At 60.3% G+C, this 20,409-nt stretch carries 23 protein-coding genes; 12 read left to right on the top strand and 11 right to left on the bottom strand.

The genetic code is table 11. From position 1 onward, the window contains the following. Window positions 1–30 precede the first annotated feature (30 nt). The 3 genes from EB809_RS16255 to EB809_RS16245 all read right to left on the bottom strand — a co-directional run bounded on the left by EB809_RS16255 (window position 31) and on the right by EB809_RS16245 (window position 2,834). A complete protein-coding gene (locus tag EB809_RS16255; RefSeq protein ID WP_123635890.1) occupies window positions 31–1,254 on the bottom strand; it encodes an ABC transporter substrate-binding protein in 1,224 nt (407 codons plus the stop codon). A gap of 97 nt (window positions 1,255–1,351) precedes the next feature. Next, entirely contained in the window at window positions 1,352–2,071 is a 720-nt protein-coding gene (locus tag EB809_RS16250; protein WP_123635889.1) for an ABC transporter ATP-binding protein, read from the bottom strand. Continuing rightward, window positions 2,061–2,834: an ABC transporter ATP-binding protein gene (locus EB809_RS16245; protein ID WP_123635888.1), complete on the bottom strand. Its 774-nt coding sequence runs from the start codon at window positions 2,832–2,834 to the stop codon at window positions 2,061–2,063. The genes EB809_RS16250 and EB809_RS16245 overlap by 11 nt, the downstream gene beginning before the upstream one ends. A gap of 309 nt (window positions 2,835–3,143) precedes the next feature. On the opposite strand from EB809_RS16245, the gene EB809_RS16240 reads away from it, so the two are divergent. From EB809_RS16240 to EB809_RS16225, 4 genes are all read left to right on the top strand, one after another. Continuing rightward, complete coding sequence (locus tag EB809_RS16240; protein ID WP_123635887.1) at window positions 3,144–3,749, top strand: DJ-1/PfpI family protein; 606 nt, start codon at window positions 3,144–3,146, stop codon at window positions 3,747–3,749. After that, window positions 3,742–4,080 (top strand): antibiotic biosynthesis monooxygenase family protein, encoded by a 339-nt coding sequence (locus tag EB809_RS16235; RefSeq protein ID WP_123635886.1) that lies wholly within the window; start codon window positions 3,742–3,744, stop codon window positions 4,078–4,080. The genes EB809_RS16240 and EB809_RS16235 overlap by 8 nt, the downstream gene beginning before the upstream one ends. Before the next feature lie 2 nt (window positions 4,081–4,082). Further along, window positions 4,083–4,556, top strand: coding sequence for an EVE domain-containing protein (locus tag EB809_RS16230; protein WP_123635885.1), 474 nt, complete (start codon window positions 4,083–4,085; stop codon window positions 4,554–4,556). 478 nt (window positions 4,557–5,034) lie between these two features. Further along, window positions 5,035–5,682 (top strand): TetR/AcrR family transcriptional regulator, encoded by a 648-nt coding sequence (locus EB809_RS16225; protein ID WP_190294936.1) that lies wholly within the window; start codon window positions 5,035–5,037, stop codon window positions 5,680–5,682. Here EB809_RS16225 and EB809_RS16220 read toward each other — a convergent pair. From EB809_RS16220 to EB809_RS16200, 5 genes are all read right to left on the bottom strand, one after another. Next, window positions 5,659–6,402 (bottom strand): LrgB family protein, encoded by a 744-nt coding sequence (locus tag EB809_RS16220; protein WP_123635883.1) that lies wholly within the window; start codon window positions 6,400–6,402, stop codon window positions 5,659–5,661. The two genes, EB809_RS16225 and EB809_RS16220, sit on opposite strands and share 24 nt — an antisense overlap. Continuing rightward, entirely contained in the window at window positions 6,395–6,763 is a 369-nt protein-coding gene (locus EB809_RS16215) for a CidA/LrgA family protein (RefSeq protein ID WP_123635882.1), read from the bottom strand. The genes EB809_RS16220 and EB809_RS16215 overlap by 8 nt, the downstream gene beginning before the upstream one ends. A 109-nt stretch (window positions 6,764–6,872) precedes the next feature. Further along, window positions 6,873–8,417 carry a SpoVR family protein gene (locus EB809_RS16210; RefSeq protein ID WP_123635881.1) on the bottom strand — a complete coding sequence of 515 codons (1,545 nt, stop codon included), beginning with the start codon at window positions 8,415–8,417 and terminating at the stop codon, window positions 6,873–6,875. Further along, window positions 8,414–9,706 (bottom strand): YeaH/YhbH family protein, encoded by a 1,293-nt coding sequence (locus tag EB809_RS16205; RefSeq protein WP_123635880.1) that lies wholly within the window; start codon window positions 9,704–9,706, stop codon window positions 8,414–8,416. The genes EB809_RS16210 and EB809_RS16205 overlap by 4 nt, the downstream gene beginning before the upstream one ends. Before the next feature lie 252 nt (window positions 9,707–9,958). After that, on the bottom strand, window positions 9,959–11,881 hold the full coding sequence (locus EB809_RS16200; protein ID WP_123635879.1) for a PrkA family serine protein kinase: 1,923 nt from the start codon (window positions 11,879–11,881) through the stop codon (window positions 9,959–9,961). Window positions 11,882–12,233: 352 nt separating this feature from the next. On the opposite strand from EB809_RS16200, the gene EB809_RS16195 reads away from it, so the two are divergent. From EB809_RS16195 to EB809_RS16175, 5 genes are all read left to right on the top strand, one after another. Next, window positions 12,234–12,953, top strand: coding sequence for a nitroreductase (locus EB809_RS16195; protein WP_123635878.1), 720 nt, complete (start codon window positions 12,234–12,236; stop codon window positions 12,951–12,953). Window positions 12,954–13,050: 97 nt separating this feature from the next. After that, window positions 13,051–13,968 (top strand): ABC transporter substrate-binding protein, encoded by a 918-nt coding sequence (locus tag EB809_RS16190; protein ID WP_223808003.1) that lies wholly within the window; start codon window positions 13,051–13,053, stop codon window positions 13,966–13,968. Window positions 13,969–13,970: 2 nt separating this feature from the next. Further along, window positions 13,971–15,152 carry an ABC transporter permease gene (locus EB809_RS16185; RefSeq protein ID WP_190294935.1) on the top strand — a complete coding sequence of 394 codons (1,182 nt, stop codon included), beginning with the start codon at window positions 13,971–13,973 and terminating at the stop codon, window positions 15,150–15,152. A 15-nt stretch (window positions 15,153–15,167) separates the two neighbouring features. Continuing rightward, entirely contained in the window at window positions 15,168–16,115 is a 948-nt protein-coding gene (locus EB809_RS16180; protein WP_123635876.1) for an ABC transporter ATP-binding protein, read from the top strand. Continuing rightward, complete coding sequence (locus EB809_RS16175) at window positions 16,115–16,864, top strand: ABC transporter permease (protein WP_123635875.1); 750 nt, start codon at window positions 16,115–16,117, stop codon at window positions 16,862–16,864. Before EB809_RS16180 ends, EB809_RS16175 begins: the two co-directional genes overlap by 1 nt. Before the next feature lie 30 nt (window positions 16,865–16,894). On the opposite strand, the gene EB809_RS16170 is transcribed toward EB809_RS16175, so the two are convergent. Together EB809_RS16170 and EB809_RS16165 are read right to left on the bottom strand one after the other, a co-directional pair. Then, a complete protein-coding gene (locus tag EB809_RS16170) occupies window positions 16,895–17,734 on the bottom strand; it encodes a DUF3037 domain-containing protein (RefSeq protein WP_223808002.1) in 840 nt (279 codons plus the stop codon). After that, the gene (locus tag EB809_RS16165) at window positions 17,731–18,483 is read right to left on the bottom strand and encodes a HipA family kinase (RefSeq protein WP_123635874.1); all 753 of its coding nucleotides are present in this window, start codon (window positions 18,481–18,483) and stop codon (window positions 17,731–17,733) included. Before EB809_RS16165 ends, EB809_RS16170 begins: the two co-directional genes overlap by 4 nt. Window positions 18,484–18,667: 184 nt before the next feature. On the opposite strand from EB809_RS16165, the gene EB809_RS16160 reads away from it, so the two are divergent. Next, complete coding sequence (locus EB809_RS16160) at window positions 18,668–18,988, top strand: antibiotic biosynthesis monooxygenase family protein (protein ID WP_123635873.1); 321 nt, start codon at window positions 18,668–18,670, stop codon at window positions 18,986–18,988. 104 nt (window positions 18,989–19,092) lie between these two features. Next, window positions 19,093–19,467, top strand: a complete 375-nt coding sequence (locus EB809_RS16155; protein ID WP_123635872.1) for a hypothetical protein — start codon at window positions 19,093–19,095, stop codon at window positions 19,465–19,467. On the opposite strand, the gene EB809_RS16150 is transcribed toward EB809_RS16155, so the two are convergent. After that, window positions 19,456–19,797 carry a hypothetical protein gene (locus EB809_RS16150; RefSeq protein WP_123635871.1) on the bottom strand — a complete coding sequence of 114 codons (342 nt, stop codon included), beginning with the start codon at window positions 19,795–19,797 and terminating at the stop codon, window positions 19,456–19,458. The two genes, EB809_RS16155 and EB809_RS16150, sit on opposite strands and share 12 nt — an antisense overlap. A gap of 145 nt (window positions 19,798–19,942) precedes the next feature. Here EB809_RS16150 and EB809_RS16145 point away from each other — a divergent pair, with 145 nt between their 5' ends. Then, complete coding sequence (locus tag EB809_RS16145) at window positions 19,943–20,401, top strand: ATPase (protein WP_123635870.1); 459 nt, start codon at window positions 19,943–19,945, stop codon at window positions 20,399–20,401. Window positions 20,402–20,409: the final 8 nt, after the last annotated feature.

Below are 20,409 nucleotides of genomic sequence, written 5' to 3'. Positions count from 1 at the left end.
GGGCAGCAGCACGCCGCCCGGCCACAGCGATTACTTCAGCAGCGGACACTTGCTTTCGGACAGCGGGATGTAAGCCTGCTCAGCCGGGATCTTCGAGATGACCTTGAGCAGATCCCAGTCTTCCTTGGATTCGTCCGGCTTCTTGGCTTCCACCAGGTACATGTCATGCAGCATCAGGCCGTTGGGGAGGATCTTGCCGCCTTTCACGAACATGTCGTTGAGTTCCATCTCACCCAGCTGCTTGCGCACGGCATCGGGATCGTCGGAGCCCACGGCGTCGATCGCCTTGAGGTAGTTGGTCACAGCGGAGTAAACCCCGGCCTGCACCATGGTCGGCATTGCGCCCTGCTTTTCATAGTAGCGGCGGGACCATGTCTCGGCCTCGTCATCCTGGTTCCACACGAAGGCGGTGGTGAACTGGAGACCCTGGGCGATGTCCAGGCCCATGCTCTGGATGTCGGTGATGAACACCAACATGCCCGCCAGCTTCTGCCCACTCTGCACGATGCGGAACTGGTTGGCCTGCTTGATGGCGTTGACCGTATCCTGACCGGCGTTGGCCAGGCCGATCACATCCGCGCCGGAGGACTGGGCCTGCAGCAGGTAAGACGAGAAATCGGTGGTGCCCAGCGGGGCGTTCACGTTGCCGACCACTTCACCGCCCAGGCTCTTGACCACTGCAGAGGTGTTTTCCTGCAAGGAATGACCGAAGGCGTAATCGGCGGTAATGAAGAACCACTTCTTGCCGCCGTTCTTGACCATGGCCGTGGCGGTGCCCACTGGCAGGGCGTGGGTGTCATAGACGTAGTGGATGCCATAGGGCGTGCACTGGTCCTCGGTCAGGGCCGTGGTGCCGGCGCCGGTGTCCATGGTGATAATTTTCTTCTCGGAGGCCAGACCCTGAACGGCGAGGGCGACCGACGAGTTATCCAGCGCCGTGATCATGTCCACCTGTTTGGCGTCGATCCATTCCCGCGCGGTGCTGGCGCCGATGTCCGGCTTGTTCTGGTGATCGGCGGAGACAATTTCGATGGGCTTGTCCAGCACCTTGCCGCCGAAATCCTCCACCGCCATCTTGGCGGCGACAACGGCCCCGGGGCCTTCCAGCGATTTGTAGACGCCGGACATATCACTCAACACGCCGATCTTGACCTTGCCATCGGACAGGCCTTCGGCGGCGCTCAGCGGGCCGGCGGCGACCATCAGGCCCAGGCCGGCAACAATGCCATGTAGCAGTTTGCGTTGGTTGAACATAATCCTTGCCCTCACTTTCGCTCTTGTTGTTGGTTACCCCGGTGTGGCGGGGTCATTGCCGGGCCAGTCACGACGTCAACGTGGTGGCTACCAAGCGTCAGACACTCAGGTGTCGGTTCAACTGCTCCTGTTTTTCCTCCAGCTCGTCCGCGGCGATCTGCTCCACCACGTGGCCGTGTTCGATCACGTAATGGCGATCGGCCAGGGGCGCCGCGAAGCGGAAGTTCTGCTCCACCAGGACGATGGTAAAACCGCGCTCGCGCAGCTTGCGGATAACCTCATCGAGCGAGCGCAGAATGACCGGCGCCAACCCTTCAGTGATTTCATCGAGCAACAGCAGGGTAGCGCCGGTGCGCAGGATGCGGGCGATGGCCAGCATCTGCTGTTCCCCGCCGGAGAGCTTCGAGCCCTGGCTCTTGCGGCGCTCCTCCAGATTGGGAAACATGCGGTAGATCTCGTCGATGGACAGCCCGCCGTCCGCCAGTTTCGGCGGCAACGCCAGGTTTTCGTCCACGTTCAGACTGGCGTAGATGCCGCGCTCTTCCGGGCAGTAGCCCAGGCGGCCCACATGGGCGATGCGATGAGTGGGCAGGTGAATGGTTTCCTGCCCGTGCAGTTTGATCGAGCCGGTGCGCCGACCCACCAGCCCGAGAATCGACTTGAGCGTGGTGGTGCGCCCGGAGCCGTTACGCCCCAGCAGGGTAATCACCTCGCCCTCGTGGACGGTCAGGTTCATGCCGTGAAGGATGTGCGACTCACCGTACCAGGCGTGCAGGTCTTCGATGCGCAGCAGTTCGGCGTGACGGTCACTCGGCATCGCTGGCCCCCATGTAGGCTTCCATGACTTCGGGATTGCGGGAAACCTCGTCGTAGGGGCCTTCGGCCAGGATCTCGCCGCGGTTGAGTACCGTGATCCGGTCCGCCAGGGTCGAGACCACATTGAGGTTGTGCTCCACCATGATGATGGTGCGGCCCTTGACCACGCGGCCGATCAGGTCGGTGACCGCGCCCACGTCCTCGACACCCATGCCCTGCGTGGGCTCATCGAGCAGCATCAGGCGGGGTTCCAGGGCGATGGTGGTGGCAATTTCCAGTGCGCGTTTGCGGCCGTAGGGCATCTCCACGGCACGGGTTTCGGCGAAATCCTGCAGGCCCACCTGTTCCAGCAGGGCGACGGCTTGCTGGTTCAGCTGGTCGAGCGTGCGGATCGAGCGCCAGAAATGGTAAGACACGCCCAGCTTGCGCTGCAGCGCGATACGGACGTTATCCCGGGCCGTCAGGTGCGGAAACACGGCGGAAATCTGGAACGAGCGGATCACGCCCTGCTGGGCGATGGCGGCGGGCTTGCGACGGGTAATGTCGGCGCCGTCGAACACGATGCTGCCGGCGCTGGGCGTCAGGAATTTGGTCAGCAGATTGAAAAAGGTCGTCTTACCGGCGCCATTGGGGCCGATCAACGCATGAATGGTGCCTTCCCGCACCTTGAGGTTCACATCCTTGACGGCGGTAAAGCCCTTGAAGTCTTTGGTCAGACCTCGGGTTTCCAGAATACAACGACTGTCCTGGCCTGGCTCGCTCACTGGTTGTGGCCCCGCGTGGTATGCTCCGGATCAAGCCGATCAGGCTTTAATCCAGGCGTTTGTTATTATTGGAAAATCTGATGCTCCGGTGCGCCGGAGGATAACCGGTGCGCCTGCCGGAACATTGCAGCGATCGCGGCACGATTGAATTCGATCTGTTCGATTGAGTTAAGACGGTGGGAGGCTGAACTGTCAAGGCGGCCCCCTTAGACGTTGGCATCATGAAAAACGTCGCGCGCCGATGGCTCCGGCCTGACAGGCCGGGTATTGTCAAAGGTGGAGAGCGACCCGAATACCGAGGGAAAACCTATGACCACTGTGGTCGGAATATTCTTGTTTGATGACGTCGAGGTGCTGGATTTCGCCGGTCCCTACGAGGTGTTTACGACCGCTTCGCGGGTCTATCGCAAGGCGCATCCGGTGGGGCCGGAACCCTTTTCGGTGGTGACCATCGCCCAGCATGAGGATCTGGTCCACTCGCGGGCCGGCCTGAAGGTGTCCGCGGACTACACCATCGCCGATCATCCGTCGATTGACCTGCTGTTGGTGCCCGGTGGCGTGGTGACGGCGGAACTGGAGAAGGGCCCGGTGATTCGCTGGATCGAGAACACGGCCGAACAGGTACCGTTGACCGCTTCGGTGTGCACTGGCGCCTTCCTGCTGGCTGCCGCCGGCCTGCTCAACGGGCACACCGCCACCACACACTGGGAGGATATGGATGACCTGCGCCATGCGTTTCCTGCCGTGAAAGTGTTGCCGGGCCGTCGCTGGATCGATCAGGGTGATGTGGTGACTTCCGGTGGCATCTCCGCCGGTATCGACATGAGCCTGCACCTGGTGGAGCGGATTGCCGGTCGTGACCTGGCCCTCAAGACCGCACGTCAAATGGAATTCGACTGGACTGAAAATGGCTGACACCGACGCGCTGATTGCCGACACCCCCGAGCCGCCGTATTACGTGGTGATCTTCACGTCCCTGCGCACCGAAATCGACCAGGGCTACGACGCCATGGCCCGGAAGATGGTGGCGCTGGCCGCCGAGCAGCCCGGTTTCCTGGGCGTTGAATCCGCCCGGGAGGCGGTCGGCATTACCGTCTCCTATTGGCGCGACACCAACGCCATCCGAGACTGGAAAGCCCATGCCGAGCATCTGGTCGCACAGGAACTGGGGCGTGAGGCGTGGTACCAGCATTACGCGGTACGGGTGGCCCGGGTCGAACGGGCCTATTCATTCGGGGAGGCGTAACCATGGCTCACTGGCTGGTCAAGAGCGAACCGGACGAATGCGGCATCGATGATTTCGCCGCCAGGCCCGACGGCACGATTCCGTGGGACGGAGTCCGCAATTACCAGGCCCGTAACTTCCTGGCGAAGATGGCGCCGGGGGATGAGGTCTTCCTGTATCACAGCAGCTGCAAACGAATCGGTGTGGCCGGGATCATCCGCGTGATGCGGGCGGCCTATCCGGATCCCCTTCAGTTCGATCCCGAGTCTTCGTACTACGACCCCAAGAGCCCGCCGGATAAGCCCCGCTGGCAGGCGGTGGATATGCAGTTTGTCGAAAAGTTCGACGACGTCGTCCCGCTTCAAACCCTCAAGGCCCAGCCGGAGCTGTCGGATTTGCCCCTGGTTCGTCGAGGGGCCCGCCTGTCCGTCATGCCCGTGTCCGACGGGGAATGGCGCCACATCCTGTCACTGGTGAACGGCCGAAACATAGGCTGATCAAGCTATCCGGGGTTTGCAAACACTGACTCCGCCGTGTTAACTGTCGGACCTGATCAGCCAGGGAAGGGCTGTGTGTTGGCTTCAGAACGGCGCTGTCCAGGCATCCGCGAATCTCCGTACTTGGCGTCCGTAGTCATGCTGATAATGTGCATCCCCTAATAGATGCAGTCAGGGGCCGTTCCAGCCTCGTTGCCACCGACCCGCCGTTCTTCATTCAGAAGAGAGTCTCTGGCAAACCGTTTGACAGGCAATCCCTGTACCGGTGATGCCGTTTATGATGCGCCGTCTTGAGGTGTCGGGCGAGCGCACTTGACGACAACGATCCCTTCCGCTGTTTGCATGTTGCAGGGCCGCCTGGGTGACAATCACCCGGGGCCTCCGAAAAATCGGTGCAAACTTGACTGATGTCATTGTGTACACAAATGCGCCATGTTTCGATGGCATGGCAACATGGGGTTGTATGGACGTCCCAAAGATGAAAGAGAAAGACAATAAACTGGTCAACGCGCGCAAACCGACCCAGGAGCGCAGTCGTGAGCGGGTGGAACGCATGTTCCAGGCGGCTGAAAAACTGCTGCTCGAGCAGGGGCCGGAATCCCTGTCCATTCCCGAAGTCGCCAAGACGTCAGGCTTGCCGCGCTCGTCGGTCTATCAGTTTTTTCCCAGCAAATACGCCCTTCTGCTGGCCATTTCGGACCAGTACGAGCAGAAGCTGGTGGATCGGATAGCGGGCCTTGATGCGGTTCTGGGAAACCTGGCACTTGCCGACGTCATGGGCAGCCTGGCGCGGACTGCGGCGGATTTCTACAATGAACACCCGATTGCCTGCATCCTGATTCTGGGAGGACCCATGAGTCGGGATGGATTTCGCGCCGGGGAGGACAGCCGCATGGGGACCGTCAACAGCATCCGTTACCTGATCGAGAGACGGATGTCCGGTGTCGAGTTCCCGACAGAGCCGGATGTGATTGCGTTTGCCATCGAAATCGCCCGGGGGTGTTTCAAGTACGGCTATTTCCGGGAAAAGACCATCAGCGACCAGACGGTCGCTGAAACGCGCACAGCGACCTACGGCTATCTTAGTACACGCCTGCGCGTTTCAAAGCCAGCCACCATAGACTGAGCGTAGGCAGTCTACCAGCCAGGGCAGCAACGCCGAGGTGGCGAACGCCGACAGGGCCATCGCCAGTCCGGAGAATGCCCCCATCACCGGGCTGACGTGGAAGGCCCGGGCAGTCCCTATGCCGTGGGCGGCCACGCCCATGGCAATGCCTTTCACCCGGTCATCGCGAATGCGCAGCAGGGCGAACAGGCGGGTGCCCATCAGCGCGCCGAGAATCCCCGTGACCACCACCAGCACGGCCGTCAATGACGGAATCCCGCCAATTTGCTCGGAAATCCCCATCGCCACCGGAGCGGTCACGGATTTGGGCGCCAGCGACAGTTGGGTCTCGGGAGAGGCGCCAAACAGCCAGGCAATCGTGATCGAACTCACCGCCCCGACCACCACGCCGATCAGGAGCGCGACCACCACCGGTATCAACACCGCGCGCAACCGGGAGAACTGCTGATACAGCGGGACAGCCAGGGCCACGGTGGCCGGCCCCAGCAGGAAGTGGACGAACTGGCCGCCTGCAAAATAGTCCTCGTAGGAGGTGCCGGTCAGTTTGAGAAACGCGATCAGCATCAGGATGGCCGTAATCACCGGGTTGAGCAGTGGGTTCTGGTTGGCCAGCACGTAGAGTCGATGCGCGGCCAGATAGGCCACCAGGGTCACCGTCAGTCCCAGCAGAGGCGAGGCGGACAGGTAGACCCAGATTTTCGTGAGATCCGTCTCAACCATCGTGGCGTTGCCCTCGAGTCAGTAGCTTTTGGGTGGCCAGCATGGCGCCGGCGGTCACCATCATGGTGATGGCTGTGCCGAGTACCAGTGACAACGCAATGGGCAGCCATTCCTCAAGGATGCGACTGAAATACACCATCATGCCTACGCCGGCGGGCACGAACAGCAACGACAGGTGGCTGAGCAGGCCATTGGCGGCCGTATCCAGGGACTCACTGCTGCGTTTGCGGATGACCAGTGTCAGGAACAGCAGGAGCATACCCAGGACCGGGCCGGGAATGGGCAGACCGAACAGGCGCACGGTAACTTCGCCCACCAGTTGGTAAACCAGCAGGAGCGTTATGCCATTGAGGAATTGCATCGGGATCTCTTCCGGCAGACAGGCTGATATCGACCTATGAAACCATTGCTGCCGGGCGATGTCACCCCGCACTCTGGCGGGATGCCAGGGTGCGGGTCTTCAGGACGGATTAATCGTCGTCGTCCAGATGGTGCGGGGGAATATGGAATTCCTCCACTACGGTGCCGTCGTCGACACTTTCCAGGTGGACGTCGAAGCCCCACAAGCGGTGGACGTGACGGATCACTTCCACCGTGCTGTCGCCAAGCGGCACGCCATCGACCGGCACGTGGCGCAGGGTCAGCGAGCGGTCACCGCGCAGGTCCACGTTCCAGACCTGGATGTTGGGTTCCCGGTAACTGAGGTTGTATTGCCGGGCCAGCTTTTCCCGCAGGGCGCGGTAGCCCATTTCGTCGTGGATGGCGGTAATGCGGTAGACGTCTTCCTCTTCGTCGCTGGAGATCGCGAATAGCTTCAGGTCACGCATGACCTTGGGCGACAGGAACTGCTGGATGAAGCTCTCGTCCTTGAAGTTCTTCATCGCGAAATGCAGCGTTTCCACCCAGTCGGATCCGGCGATGTCCGGGAACCACTGGCGGTCTTCTTCGGTCGGCTCCTCGCAGATCCGCCGCAGGTCCGAGTAGATCGAGAAGCCCAGGGTGTAGGGGTTGATGCCGGAATACCAGGGGCTGTCGAACGGCGGTTGGTAAATGACGGCGGTGTGGCTTTGCAGGAATTCCAGCATGAAGCCGTCGGTGACCAGGCCTTTTTCATACATCCGGTGGAGCAGGGTGTAATGCCAGAAGCTGGCCCAGCCCTCGTTCATGACCTGGGTCTGGCGCTGGGGATAGAAGTACTGGCCGATCTTGCGCACGATGCGGATCAGCTCGCGCTGCCAGGTCTCCAGCAGCGGCGCATTCTTCTCGATGAAATAGAGCAGGTTTTCCTGGGGCTCCGACGGATAGCGCTTGCGCCGGCGTTCGTCGTCATCGCCGTCGCCGCCCATCCGGGGAATGGTCCGCCACAGGTCGTTGAGCTGGCGTTGCAGGTATTCCTCCCGCTCTTTCTGGCGACGCTGTTCCTCCGACGCCGAAATGGGGGCCGGGCGCTTGTAGCGATCGACGCCGTAGTTCATCAGCGCGTGGCAGGAGTCCAGAATCTGTTCCACCGCATCCACGCCGTGTCGTTCCTCGCACTCGGCCACGTAATTGCGGGCGAACACCAGGTAATCGATGATCGCGCTGGCGTCGGTCCACGTGCGGAACAGGTAGTTGCCCTTGAAGAAGGAGTTGTGGCCGTAGCAGGCGTGGGCGATCACCAGCGCCTGCATGGGCAGGGTGTTCTCCTCCATCAGGTAGGCGATGCAGGGATCGGAGTTGATCACGATCTCGTACGCCAGGCCCATCTGCCCCCGGGTATAGCCTTTCGACGTGTTCAGGAACTGCTTGCCGAACGACCAGTGATGGTAGCCCACCGGCATCCCCACGGAGCTGTAGGCATCCATCATCTGCTCGGCGCTGATCACTTCGATCTGGTTGGGGTAGGTGTCCAGACCGAACTCTTCGGCGCACTTGGCGATTTCCTCGTCGTATTGGCGAATGAGATCGAACGTCCACTCGGACGTGGTCGATATCGGCTTGTTACCAACGGGCGGCTTTTCAGCGGTACCGGTCATGCGGCTTTCCTCTCGAACAACTGGCGGAAGACCGGGTAAATGTCGCCCGGGTCCGCGATCTGCTGCATGGCAAAACTGTTCGGGTCCTGCTTCAGGATCTTCTCGTACTCGTACCACAGCATCTGGTGATCCTGCGGCGTGATCTCGACATAGGCGTAATACTGCACCAGCGGCAGGATCTGGTCGGCCAGGATCTTGCCGCAGATGGGGGAGTCGTCGTTCCAGTTGTCCCCATCCGACGCCTGGGCCGCGTAGATGTTCCACTCCGACGGTGAGTAACGCGCGTCCACGATCTGTTTCATCAGTTTCAGGGCGCTGGACACGATGGTCCCGCCGGTTTCCCGGGAGTAGAAGAACTCTTCCTCATCCACTTCCTTGGCACTGGTGTGATGGCGGATGAAGACCACTTCGATGCGCTTGTAGTTCTTCTTCAGGAACAGGTACAGCAGGATGAAGAAGCGCTTGGCGATGTCCTTGTGCACTTGCGTCATGGAGCCGGAGACGTCCATCAGGCAGAACATGACGGCGCTGGTGGCCGGCTTCGGCTTCTTGACGTGCTGGCGGTAGCGCAGGTCGATCTCGTCGATCCAGGGGATGCGGCGGAGGTTGCCTTTCAGGCGCTTGATTTCGGCTTCCAGCGCGTCGATCTGGTCCTGCGGGCTGAAGGCGGGATCCGGTTCCTCCGGATGGGCCTTGAGTTCGGCGAGTTGGGCTTCCAGTTCACGCAGCTTGCGCTTGCGGGCACCGCCCAGACCCAGCCGGCGAGCGTGCGCGCCGCGCAGGGAGCGAACCACATCCAGCTTCGCCGGGATGCCCTGGGAGGTAAAGCCGGCGCGTTCGTACTTGAATGCCTCGGTATCCTTCAGCTTCTTGCGGGCCAGATTCGGCAACTCGAGATCGTCGAACAGGAAGTCCAGGAACTCGTCCTGGGTGATCTGAAAGGCGAATTCGTCCATCCCCTCACCGTCGGGGCTGGCGCTGCCCTGACCCTGGCCGCCACCGCCGCCCTGGGGTTTCGGCACCGTGTCGCCGGCCACGAATTCCTTGTTACCCGGATGAACGACCTCACGATGGCCGCCCGGACCGTGGTGGAAAATCGGCTCGTCAATATCCTTGGTCGGGATGCTGACATGCTCACCCCGTTCGATATCGGTAATCGACCGACGTTGCACGGCATCCGCCACCGCTTTCTTGATGTGGTGGCGGTAACGGCGCAGGAAGCGTTCGCGGTTCACTGCGCTTTTGTTTTTGCCGTTCAGGCGGCGGTCGACGACATGAGTCATCCCCATAACCCATCTCCAGATGTTGGTGGAGGTCGTCCCTGAATGTGCGAATTGCCGCGTTACGCGGTGCTCACGCGCTCACCTACCGGGCAGGTATGCCTCGCGCGTTGCGCTCCGGGCGCCTTGCACTTCACACATTCATGAACGCCCCCAACCTCGAGTCTATTCACAAGGAGCTCCCATCGAGAGCTTCCCTGACGCCTACTCCTGTTCTGGTAAGAGGCCGCAGTCGCCTTCAGGCTGCCTGCGGCCACTCTGTTACTGGGACTTCCTGACCCGCAGGTACCATTCGGCGAGCAGGCGGACCTGCTTCTCGGTGTACCCGCGTTCGACCATCCTTTCGACGAACTGTTTGTGTTTCTTTTGATCTTCCTGCGAGGCCTTCGGGTTGAAGGAGATGACCGGAAGCAGGTCCTCCGTATTGGAGAACATTTTCTTCTCGATCACGGCGCGCAGCTTTTCGTAGCTGAGCCAGGATGGGTTCTGGCCCTGGTTGTTGGCGCGTGCCCGCAATACGAAGTTGACCACTTCGTTGCGGAAATCTTTGGGGTTGCTGATGCCGGCCGGCTTTTCGATTTTCTCCAGCTCGTCGTTGATGGCCGAGCGGTTGAGGATCTCGCCGGTTTCGGGATCCCGGTATTCCTGGTCCTGGATCCAGAAGTCAGCATAGGTCACATAGCGGTCGAACAGGTTCTGGCCGTACTCGCTGTAACTTTCCAGGTAGGCGGTCTGGATTTCCTTGCCGATGAACTCGACGTAGTGCGGCGCCAGGTATTCCTTGATGAAGCGCAGGTAGCGTTCCTGCACTTCGTTGGGGAACTGCTCCTGTTCGATCTGCTTCTCGAGCACATAAAGCAGGTGGACCGGGTTCGCCGCAATTTCGGTGGTGTCGAAGTTGAACACTTTGGACAAGATTTTGAAGGAGAAACGGGTCGACAGACCGTCCATGCCCTCGTTCACACCGGCGGAATCCCGGTACTCCTGGATCGACTTGGCCTTGGGATCCGTGTCCTTGATGTTCTGTCCATCGTAGACCCGCATCTTGGAGAAGATGCTGGAGTTCTCCGGCTCCTTCAGGCGGGACAGCACGGTGAACTGGGCCAGCATGTCCAGGGTGTCCGGCGCGCACGGGGCACCCTGCAGCGAGCTGTTACGCAACAGCTTGCGGTAGATGTCGATCTCTTCGGTGACCCGCACACAATAGGGCACCTTGACGATGTAGACCCGGTCGAGGAACGCCTCGTTGTGTTTGTTGTTACGGAAGGTCTGCCACTCGGACTCGTTGGAGTGGGCGAGGATGATGCCGTCGAACGGCACCGAACCCATGCCTTCGGTGGTGTTGTAGTTGCCTTCCTGGGTGGCGGTCAGCAGCGGGTGCAGTACCTTGATGGGCGCCTTGAACATCTCGACGAATTCCATCAGACCCTGGTTGGCCTTGCTCAGGCCGCCGGAGAAACTGTAGGCGTCCGGATCATCCTGGGAGAACTCTTCCAGCATGCGGATGTTGACCTTGCCCACCAGGGCAGAGATGTCCTGGTTGTTGTCGTCGCCAGGCTCGGTCTTGGAGATGCCGATCTGGTCCAGTACCGAGGGATAACGCTTGACCACTTTGAACTGACTGATGTCCCCGCCAAACTCATGCAGCCGCTTCACTGCCCAGGGCGACATGATGGGTTTGAGGTAGCGGGTGGGGATGCCGTATTCCTCTTCCAGGATGGCGCCATCTTCGTCCGGATCGAACAGTCCCAGCGGCGACTCGTTCACTGGGGAATCCTTGATGGCGTAGAACGGCACCTTCTGCATCAGCTGCTTGAGCTTTTCCGCCAGGGAGGATTTACCGCCGCCCACCGGGCCCAGCAGATAGAGGATCTGTTTCTTCTCTTCCAGGCCCTGGGCCGCGTGCTTGAAGAAGGAGACGATGTTCTCGACGGCATCTTCCATGCCGTAGAACTCGGAGAATTCCGGGTAGCTCTTGATGACCTTGTTGGAAAAAATGCGTGAAAGACGCGGATCACGGGAGGTGTCTATGTGTTCCGGTTTGCCGATTGCCATCAACATCCGCTCGGCTGCGGTGGCGTACGCCGACTTGTCGCGTTTGCAGATCTCCAGGTATTCCTCAAGAGTGAATTCCTCCTCCTGAGTTGATTCATACCGATCTTTGAAGTGCTGCAGAATGCTCATATAGGCCCCTCGCTCGCAATATGTTACGCACAACTACACGTGTCAGTTCCCCGATTCAGATCGTCAGGCTTGCCTTATTCCGGCGCCCGGTAGATGGATGGAAAGTTTGGAAATGGGAGTGTCGCAACCCGAATGCGCCGGTCGTCGGATTCCGGTTCGACTGCTTTCAGCTTAGTTCAGCTTCTGTACCTTGGACAGTTACGAAAGGTTTTTGTTTCAGGATTATTGCTGCACATTTTTGAAGCATTATGTAAGCCGTCTTGAGTCAAAACGAACACCACTCAAGTCATAGTAGTTCGGGATGACTCAAGGCAGGATAGAACCTCTCAATGGCTTTGATAAGGAATGCAGGATGGAGTTCAGAGAGGTCATGGCGCGCCGCCACAGCGTGCGCTCCTTTACCCCGGAACCGGTGCCGGACGCGGTATTGAAGGATCTGCTGGCGACAGCCGTGACAGCGCCCAGCTGGTCCAATACCCAGCCTTACCAGTTTGCGATTGCCCGGGGTGACGTGCTGGAATCCCTGCGCACTGAGTTGCCTCGGCGGTTTGACCGGGTGGCCGAGCTGCAGCGGGCTCCGATGCTCAAAAAGGCATTGGTCTGGGCCACGCGGGATGGCCTGCCGGATGGCGACTTCCAGCCGGTCCACCAGTATCCATCCGATCTTCAGCCCCGCCGGGCCGCTACCGGCTATGGCCTGTATGAAATGTTGGGCATTGATCGGAAAGACTTCAAAGCCCGGCACGAACAGATGGCGGAAAACTTCCGCTTCTTCGGCGCGCCGGTCACCCTGTTCCTGTTTGTCCACGAAGGCCTGGGCGTCTACAGCGTGCTGGACGCGGGCATTTTCCTGCAGAGCTTCATGCTGGCCGCCACAGACCGGGGGCTGGGTACCTGTGCTCAGGGCGCGCTGGCCCTGTGGCGATCGCCGCTGGAAAAACACTTCACGATTCCGGCGCGCTATAAACTGCTGTGCGGCATTTCAATCGGCTATCCATCCGATCACAGAATCAACGATTTCCAGCCCGAAAAGTTGGGCGTGGACGCGCTGACCATTCCCGAACGGTCATAAGCTGCTCATTTTCATCCTGATATGCCTTGCCTTCGTATATGGGTTGCTTAGACTTGAAACCAGACTGCCCTGAAAAAAATCAGCAAGGAGAGTGTCCGTGTCCCTCATTTCGCGTATTCGTCGCAGCCTGCCCGCGCTGCTGTTGCTCGTGGCCGGACCGGTGCTGGCTGCCGAACCGGTCGTGGTGTCCTCCAAAATCGACACCGAGGGCTCGGTGCTGGGGCAGATGATCCTGCAAAGCCTGCAGAGGGCCGATATCCTGGTGGAAAACCGGATTCAGCTCGGGGCCACCAATATTATTCGCAACGCCATCAAGGCTGGCGAAATCGACATCTATCCCGAATACACCGGCAACGCCGCCTTCTTTTACGACAAAACCGACAGCGGCGTCTGGAACAAGGCCGGCCCGGCCTATGAGATGGCCAAGAAGCTGGATTACGACGCCGAGAAAATCGTCTGGCTGACGCCGGCCGATGCCAACAACACCTGGGCCATGAGCGTGCGGGGCGATCTGGCTCGCAAGGAAAACCTGGAGACGCTCGACGATCTGGCGGCCTACATCAACAACGGCGGCGCGTTCCGGTTTGCGGCCAGTGCGGAATTCGTGGAATCCGCCAGTGCGCTGCCGGCGTTTCAGAAAGCCTATGGCTTCGAGCTGAAGTCGGACCAGTTGCTGATCCTGTCCGGCGGCAACACCGCCGCCACCATGCGCGCCGCGGCGCTCAACGACAACGACGTCAACGGCGCCATGACCTATGGCACGGACGGCGGCCTCAACGCCCTGGATCTGAAGGTGATGACCGACACCAAAGGCGTACAGCCGGTGTATCAGCCAACGCCGATCATTCGCGAGCCGGTGCTCAAGGCGTATCCGCAGATCCGCGACATCCTCAAGCCGGTGTTCGAGTCCCTTGACCTGGAAACCCTGCAGCGCCTGAATGGTGAAGTGGCCGTCAACGGCGCCCCGGCCGAGAAAGTGGCTCGGGACTACCTGGACTCCCTCAAACAGGATTGAGTTTGCCTTCCCTCGACGAACCGCCCAATCGGGTTATCACCGTACTGGGGCTGTTGGCCCTGGTGTTGGTGTGGGTATTGGACCTGGGAACGGTCCAGCCCAACCGAATCGTGCCCGGAACCGGATATGGTCTGTTTGCGGCGGCCGGTTGGCTTGGCGCCGTCACGGTTTCGGCCGGTTTGTGTGTGCTGATGGCGCTGGCGGTCCTGCCGCTGCGCCGGCGCTATACCCTGCTCGGCATCCTGCTGACCCTGGCACTGGCGGCATTGCCCGATCTGCTGGTTATTTTCACCTCCGCCCATCTTCCCAAGGATTCGCCCTATGCCCGCACGGCGGTCGGCGCCGGCTTCTGGTCATTGCTGTTCCTGCTGGTGTTGATGCTGATCGAGGTGGTGGGACGGCTGCGGATCGGGCGGCGCGGCCAACTGGGCATCCTGGTGGTGATCCTGGCAGGCTGGGCGCTGTTGATCCGTCAAGGCGGGCTCGACAGCCTCTCGCTGATGCGCGAATTCAGCAACCGGCCCGATCAATTCCTGCAGGCACTCTGGGCTCATCTGGCGCTGGCTTTGGGCGCGGTGGCGATCAGCTTCGTGCTGGCGTTTGCCCTGGTATTGAAAATGATGCGCTCGGAAGCCTGGCGCCGGCCGGTGTTTGGCGTCGTCAGCTTCCTGCAGACCATTCCCAGCCTGGCCTTGTTCGGTCTCCTGATTGCCCCGCTCAGCGCGCTGACAGCCGCGTTCCCGCTGCTGCAAAGCCTGGGTATCCGTGGCATTGGTTGGGCGCCGGCGCTGCTGGCGCTGATCGCCTACAGCCTGTTGCCGATGGTGCGTAATACGTTCGTGGCTTTGACGGAAGTCCCGGAAGCGGTGATCGATGCCGGGCGGGGCATGGGCATGACCGAGCGCCAATTGTTCCTGCAGGCCCGATTGCCGCTGGCGATCCCGGTCATCATCGAGGGCGTTCGCATTACCTCCATCCAGGCGATGGGGCTGACCGCGGTGGCAGCACTGATCGGCGCCGGGGGGTTCGGTACCTTTATTTTCCAGGGGCTGGGGCAGGCGGCCATGGACCTGGTCATGCTGGGCGCCTTGCCGACGATCGGACTGGCTCTCGCGGCCGACGTGGTGTTGTCCACTCTCGCCAATGCTCTGCAACCGCGGCCCGCAGCCGCACTCCCGCAATAAGAGGACATCCAGCGGATGATCGAACTGAAAAACGTCACCCGCCGGTTCGGCCAGACCGTGGCCGTGGATCACATCGACCTGACGGTGGAAACCGGCGAAGTCTGCGTACTGGTGGGCAGTTCGGGGTGTGGCAAGTCCACCACGCTGCGCATGATCAACCGACTCCTGCCGGCCAGCAGCGGCGAGATCCTGGTCGACGGTGAGGACGTCACCGGTATGGATCTGCAGCGTCTGCGTCTGAACATGGGCTACGCCATCCAGGGCACGGGCCTGTTCCCGCACTGGAGCGTGGCGCGCAACATCGCGCTGGTGCCCAGGCTCCTCAAGTGGTCGAAAGAACGCATCGACGCCCGCGTCACCGAATTGCTGCAAATGCTGGAAATGGACCCGGCCAGCTTCGCCGACAAGTATCCCCAGCAACTGTCCGGCGGCCAGGCCCAGCGGGTCGGTGTGGCGCGGGCGTTGGCGGCGGATCCCAACATCCTGCTGATGGACGAGCCGTTTGGTGCGCTCGATGCCATCACCCGGGAAAACCTGCAGCTGGAGATGCTGCGCCTGCAACGCCAGCTGAAGAAAACCACCGTCTTCGTCACCCACGACATCGACGAGGCCCTGCGCCTGGCGACGCGGATTGCCGTGATGGACCAGGGCCGCATCGTCCAGCACGACACGCCGGAGAACATCCTGCGCCGACCGGCGTCGGACTTTGTGGAAAACCTGGTAGGCAAGCAGGATCGTGGCCTCAAACTGATGGCCCTGCGACCCGTGCGCGACCTGATGACGCCTCACGACAAGCCGCGCCCCGCCGAACCGGGCGCTGATGGTTTGAAGGAAGACGACAGCCTGCGGCTGGCCCTGTCGGTCATGCTCTGGCAGGACCTCAGACAGGTGGCGGTGTTCGACCACCAGGGCAACGAAACCGGTGTCCTGCTGCGTGAGCGACTGATCGAGGGAGGCGTTTGATGCGCATCTGGCGGACGCCGATTCTATGGTTGGCCGTGTTGCTGGCGCTGACGCTGGGCATGGATGGGTTGGAACCCCTGTTCCGACTGATCCAGCCGGACACGCAAAGCGTGATTTACCAGCGGGAGACGTTCCTGTTCCTGCTGGGCAATCACGTGCTGTTGGTGCTGATTTCGGCGACGATCGGCACCTTTGCCGCCGTCGCTGGCGGCATTTTCGCAACGAGGCCGTCAGGCCGGGACTTCCTGCCGCTGGTCAGCCAGATCGCCTCCATTGGCCAGACGTTCCCGCCGGTGGCGGTCCTGGCCCTGGCGGTGCCGGTGCTGGGGTTCGGGGAAGGGCCGACGCTGGTGGCGCTGGTGCTGTATGGCCTGCTGCCGGTGCTGCGCAACACCCTGGCGGGACTGGACGGTATTGATCCTGCCGTCACCGAGGCGGCCCGGGGCATGGGCATGTCGGCCCGCCAGGTGTTGTTCCAGGTGGAAATCCCGTTGGCGGGTCGCGTGATCCTGGCGGGCATCCGCACGTCGGTCACCATCAACATCGCCACCGCGGCCATCGGCTCCACCATCGGCGCCCGCACCCTGGGGGACCCGGTGATCGCCGGATTGGTCAACGGCAATACCGCTTACGTGCTGCAAGGTGCGCTGCTGATCGGCCTGCTGGCGCTGATGACCGATAGCCTGTTTGAAGCCCTGGAAAAACTCTGGGCCCGGCGGGTGGCGCCTTCCCAGACTGTTGCTTGGTGATAGCTAGGATCGAGAGGCCGTCTGGCCTGCTCAACGAGCTGCAAATTCCAGTACTTTCTGCTGATCCGTATGCAACACGACCTGGATATCGGCATCCGCCAAAGCTTTCTGGGTTTCTCTAAAGGCTTCTGTTCGGATATTGGATGGCGCTGCATCCTCCGGACCCTGTACCGGAAATAACACCGGGCCGGCGAGCAGATTGCGGTTTCTCAACTGTTCCACTTTCAGTTTCCAGCGACCGCCGTGCTCGATAATGGCTGTAGAATCTGGCTGGCCAAGGAAAAGGGGTTTGATAATCCGAATGGCCTTGTCATCGCCCTGCTCGACAAACGGAAACGTCACCCCGTAAAGCTGATCCTCGATACGACGTTTGGTAAAGCGGCGTGCGAGATCACGCTGCTCAAGCAGCCTCCTGACCCCTTTCTCAAGAACAGTTTCCTGATACTCTTTGGTGACAAAGTTCCTGCCTACGTAATGATCGTACAGGTCCCGCAGGGTTTGCTCGGGATTTTCCGTCAACACGGCCCGCTGTTCGCTGAATCGAACAATGGTTTCGCGAGGGCGAATCAGTTCCTGGAACAGTCCCTTATGGAAACCGTATTCCCGGTTGTCAAATTGATATGTGGCGTCTCTGACCATGCTCTGGACACGATTCAACTCTGCATCCAAGTTGGCCATGGTTTTGAGGTAGACCCCCCGATCCATTTCTTCAAAGAACTGGGTAATACGGGCGTGCTTGCGACGTAACAGCTTAAAACCCAGGTAATGGGTTTTGGGCGCCCACAGCAATATACCAACGTTGGCGAACTCGCCCGTCTCAATGTATGGCATGAAACGCACAATGGCGTATTGGCACGCTAGCCGGGTCATTTCCAGTTCCAGAATGTGTTGCTGCTAAAGCGTTGCAAGTGTTTGAGCATCGACTCGGGGTGAAAATCCAATGGCATTGTCATTTCCGGGTCCCGGTACAGCCATTCCGCAGGGATAGATTCGACGATGCCATTCCAGTTTTTCAAGGCCTGCTCCATTTTCGAAGTATAGTGTTCTCGCTCGACTAAGTCATCGAACACGCCGGACATACTATCCCTGAACGCGTGGTAGCTGCAGAAATCATCGGCCTCGAATTCCGGGTCGAAGGATTGATTGTGATCGATGACGACCAGCTGCTGGGCCTGGGGCTCCCAAAACAGGTTTGGGTTTCCGCCGTTCTCCGTGAGTTGGCGATCACCATTCGATATCCACCAATCAAATATCAGCAAGGAACGGCGCAGCTCAACGGGAACCTCGGAGACCTGGGAATACGTCAGTTCGGTAATCCTTTGTTCTTTTGAACCGAAAGCTGGTCCTTGGCCTAAAGCGACTGCATCGTCCGGTGAGAGTACCTCCAGCAGATCCTCGGGAACCTGTACAAGTCTGAAGGGGGCGATGGGAATGCCGAAAGCAAGAGCAAGGTTTCCGGAAATCCACTCGTTAATCTGACTGACACGGCCAGCGCCAAACCCCTTTACGAAATAGACTTCATCGTCGCTTCCCCTACAGATGAAAGGCAAAGTCATGCCATGCTCGGATCGACGCAAAACCTCGACTATTTCGACAGCGGGCACATGATGGTTGGGCAAGGCTTCCGGGTTCCTTTCCGAGCAGTGAAAATCGACAAATCATTGTATTTTAAGGCTGGGCCATTCAATAACCGTAACTTATCTTGGCATCTCAGGGAAGCAGCTGCGGTATGTGTTGAATGCGTTCCAGCGCCGGCAATCAGCGCCTATGATGGCGGAGTGTTCAGCTGATAGGGAGACCACCATGAAATACATCTTCGAAGTCCGCATCAAGGAAGGGCACACCGCCGAGGAATACGCGGATGCCTGGGTGCGTGCCAGCGAGCTGATCCAGCAGGCGCCGGGGGCCCGGGGTACCGAGCTGCACCGGATGATTGGCGATCCCATGCGTTTGATCGCCATTGCCCAATGGGACAGTAAGGCCAGTCGGGACGCGATGGAGGGCGAGCCCAATGAAGAGATTCGGGCGATCATCCGCAGCGCGGCGCCGTTCGTGGAGATCCGCCGCATCGGTGAGTTCGAAGATCCGGAATGGGTGGTGATGCCGGACAAGTCGAAAAATTGAACAGCAGTTCACGGACATTCGGTAAATTGTGTGTACTATTGCGATAGTTTCCGATGGTACTGACGAGCCGCCCGCCGGGGTTGGCGATTTCACAGGGATGCGACATGTCCGTCAGCTTGCTGGTGAAGGCTGCTGAAATACTCACATTGATTTTGCTGGGCCTGTTGGGCGGGCAGATCTGCCGTCTTTGGCGCGCCGATCAGCGGCCGTCGGTTTCCAGCCAAGCGATGACGCAGTCACCTGCCGACCTTTCCGGTCAACCGGAGGTCATTCTGGCGGACTACATCGGTGAGCTGATGGCCGGCACGCAGGCGCCGCTGCCTGAACTCGCTCTGCCGGAACCTGTCCCGGTCGTACCCCCGCCGGCAGACATACAGCCGAAACCCGCGTCGAGTCAGCCCGAGGCAACCGCCCGACAGTCTGATTACCCGTCGGTCGCTGCGTTGCTGGCCCGCCGCTGCGACACGTCATCCGCCTGATTGATTGCCGTCACTGGCCGGAAGCTGCTGGTACCAAGCCGCGTAGGGCGTGTTCGCGACCAGGCAGCGGTTATAGTCCGGCGCCCCATCGGTCCACCAGACCTCACCGCGCTCGCCCAGTGCGCGTTTCGCCTCGTCCACCGATGCCCGTGCTGCTTTTAACGCCCTGCTGTCATCGGTCTGTTTCGCATCTCGGACCTCACGGCGGGCCGCCATCAACTGCTTCGTCCAGTACTCGCGGTCGCTGGCCGGCAGCTCTGGATTCGTGGCACGCCAGAGCCGGCCCCGTACGACGATGTAGCGATCATCCGTTGTTTTCAGCGTTGTCATCGTGGTTGTTCCTCGCGTCCATGACAGAATCGTCAGGAGAACCGTTCAGGTGTGCACCGGTTTGTGGGTTACACTGAGGGTCAGGTCGTCGGCCATCGGTTGAGGTGGCCGGCAAACGTCGCCGTCAGACTACGGAGGACGCCGAATGGAAATCAAGACGTTTGAGGACCTCATCGACTGGGCGCGTCAACTTCACGCGCACTTGGCCCGTTCTCTGAAAGAATCGGCCGAGGGTAACCAGAACGAGCGGGCCAGTGCTCTGCTCGGCTACCTGTCCGAACATGAGTCGGAGCTGGAACGCATCACTGCGGAATTCGAGAAGCAGGCGGATCCCAAGGCAATGAAGACCCGCCTGTACGATTTCTACAACCACAAACCGTTCGACGCCCACCGCAAGCCCGATCACTATTACGCCAAGCTCAGCTTTGACGAGATTGCCGACGAAATCTTCCATTTCCACGATGAGCTGATGGCGCTCTATCAGGCCTTGTTGCGCAAGGCCGAGCTGCGCGAAGTTGCCGACCTGGTTCAGGAGCTGCTGGACATGGAGCAGAACGAATCCATGCGCTTGGCCCGCCAGGTGCGCAGTATGGACGACGTCTGAACGCGTCC

Source organism: Marinobacter sp. R17, assembly GCF_003789045.1.
GTDB lineage: Bacteria > Pseudomonadota > Gammaproteobacteria > Pseudomonadales > Oleiphilaceae > Marinobacter_A > Marinobacter_A mangrovi.
The sequence above is the reverse complement of the archived record's forward strand: the minus strand, read 5'-3'. Positions and strand labels throughout refer to the sequence as shown.

Bases quoted from the DNA above. Each gene is read 5' to 3' on its own strand.
- EB809_RS16225 (WP_190294936.1), top strand. From the start codon at position 5,035: ATGAAAGAGAAAGACAATAAACTGGTCAACGCGCGCAAACCGACCCAG.
- EB809_RS16240 (WP_123635887.1), top strand. From the start codon at position 3,144: ATGACCACTGTGGTCGGAATATTCTTGTTTGATGACGTCGAGGTGCTG.
- EB809_RS16160 (WP_123635873.1), top strand. From the start codon at position 18,668: ATGAAATACATCTTCGAAGTCCGCATCAAGGAAGGGCACACCGCCGAG.
- EB809_RS16250 (WP_123635889.1), bottom strand. From the start codon at position 2,071: ATGCCGAGTGACCGTCACGCCGAACTGCTGCGCATCGAAGACCTGCAC.
- EB809_RS16205 (WP_123635880.1), bottom strand. From the start codon at position 9,706: ATGGGGATGACTCATGTCGTCGACCGCCGCCTGAACGGCAAAAACAAA.
- EB809_RS16255 (WP_123635890.1), bottom strand. From the start codon at position 1,254: ATGTTCAACCAACGCAAACTGCTACATGGCATTGTTGCCGGCCTGGGC.
- EB809_RS16170 (WP_223808002.1), bottom strand. From the start codon at position 17,734: ATGACCCGGCTAGCGTGCCAATACGCCATTGTGCGTTTCATGCCATAC.
- EB809_RS16230 (WP_123635885.1), top strand. From the start codon at position 4,083: ATGGCTCACTGGCTGGTCAAGAGCGAACCGGACGAATGCGGCATCGAT.
- EB809_RS16175 (WP_123635875.1), top strand. From the start codon at position 16,115: ATGCGCATCTGGCGGACGCCGATTCTATGGTTGGCCGTGTTGCTGGCG.
- EB809_RS16235 (WP_123635886.1), top strand. From the start codon at position 3,742: ATGGCTGACACCGACGCGCTGATTGCCGACACCCCCGAGCCGCCGTAT.
- EB809_RS16195 (WP_123635878.1), top strand. From the start codon at position 12,234: ATGGAGTTCAGAGAGGTCATGGCGCGCCGCCACAGCGTGCGCTCCTTT.
- EB809_RS16150 (WP_123635871.1), bottom strand. From the start codon at position 19,797: ATGACAACGCTGAAAACAACGGATGATCGCTACATCGTCGTACGGGGC.
- EB809_RS16180 (WP_123635876.1), top strand. From the start codon at position 15,168: ATGATCGAACTGAAAAACGTCACCCGCCGGTTCGGCCAGACCGTGGCC.
- EB809_RS16215 (WP_123635882.1), bottom strand. From the start codon at position 6,763: ATGCAATTCCTCAATGGCATAACGCTCCTGCTGGTTTACCAACTGGTG.
- EB809_RS16155 (WP_123635872.1), top strand. From the start codon at position 19,093: ATGTCCGTCAGCTTGCTGGTGAAGGCTGCTGAAATACTCACATTGATT.
- EB809_RS16145 (WP_123635870.1), top strand. From the start codon at position 19,943: ATGGAAATCAAGACGTTTGAGGACCTCATCGACTGGGCGCGTCAACTT.
- EB809_RS16200 (WP_123635879.1), bottom strand. From the start codon at position 11,881: ATGAGCATTCTGCAGCACTTCAAAGATCGGTATGAATCAACTCAGGAG.
- EB809_RS16220 (WP_123635883.1), bottom strand. From the start codon at position 6,402: ATGGTTGAGACGGATCTCACGAAAATCTGGGTCTACCTGTCCGCCTCG.
- EB809_RS16210 (WP_123635881.1), bottom strand. From the start codon at position 8,417: ATGACCGGTACCGCTGAAAAGCCGCCCGTTGGTAACAAGCCGATATCG.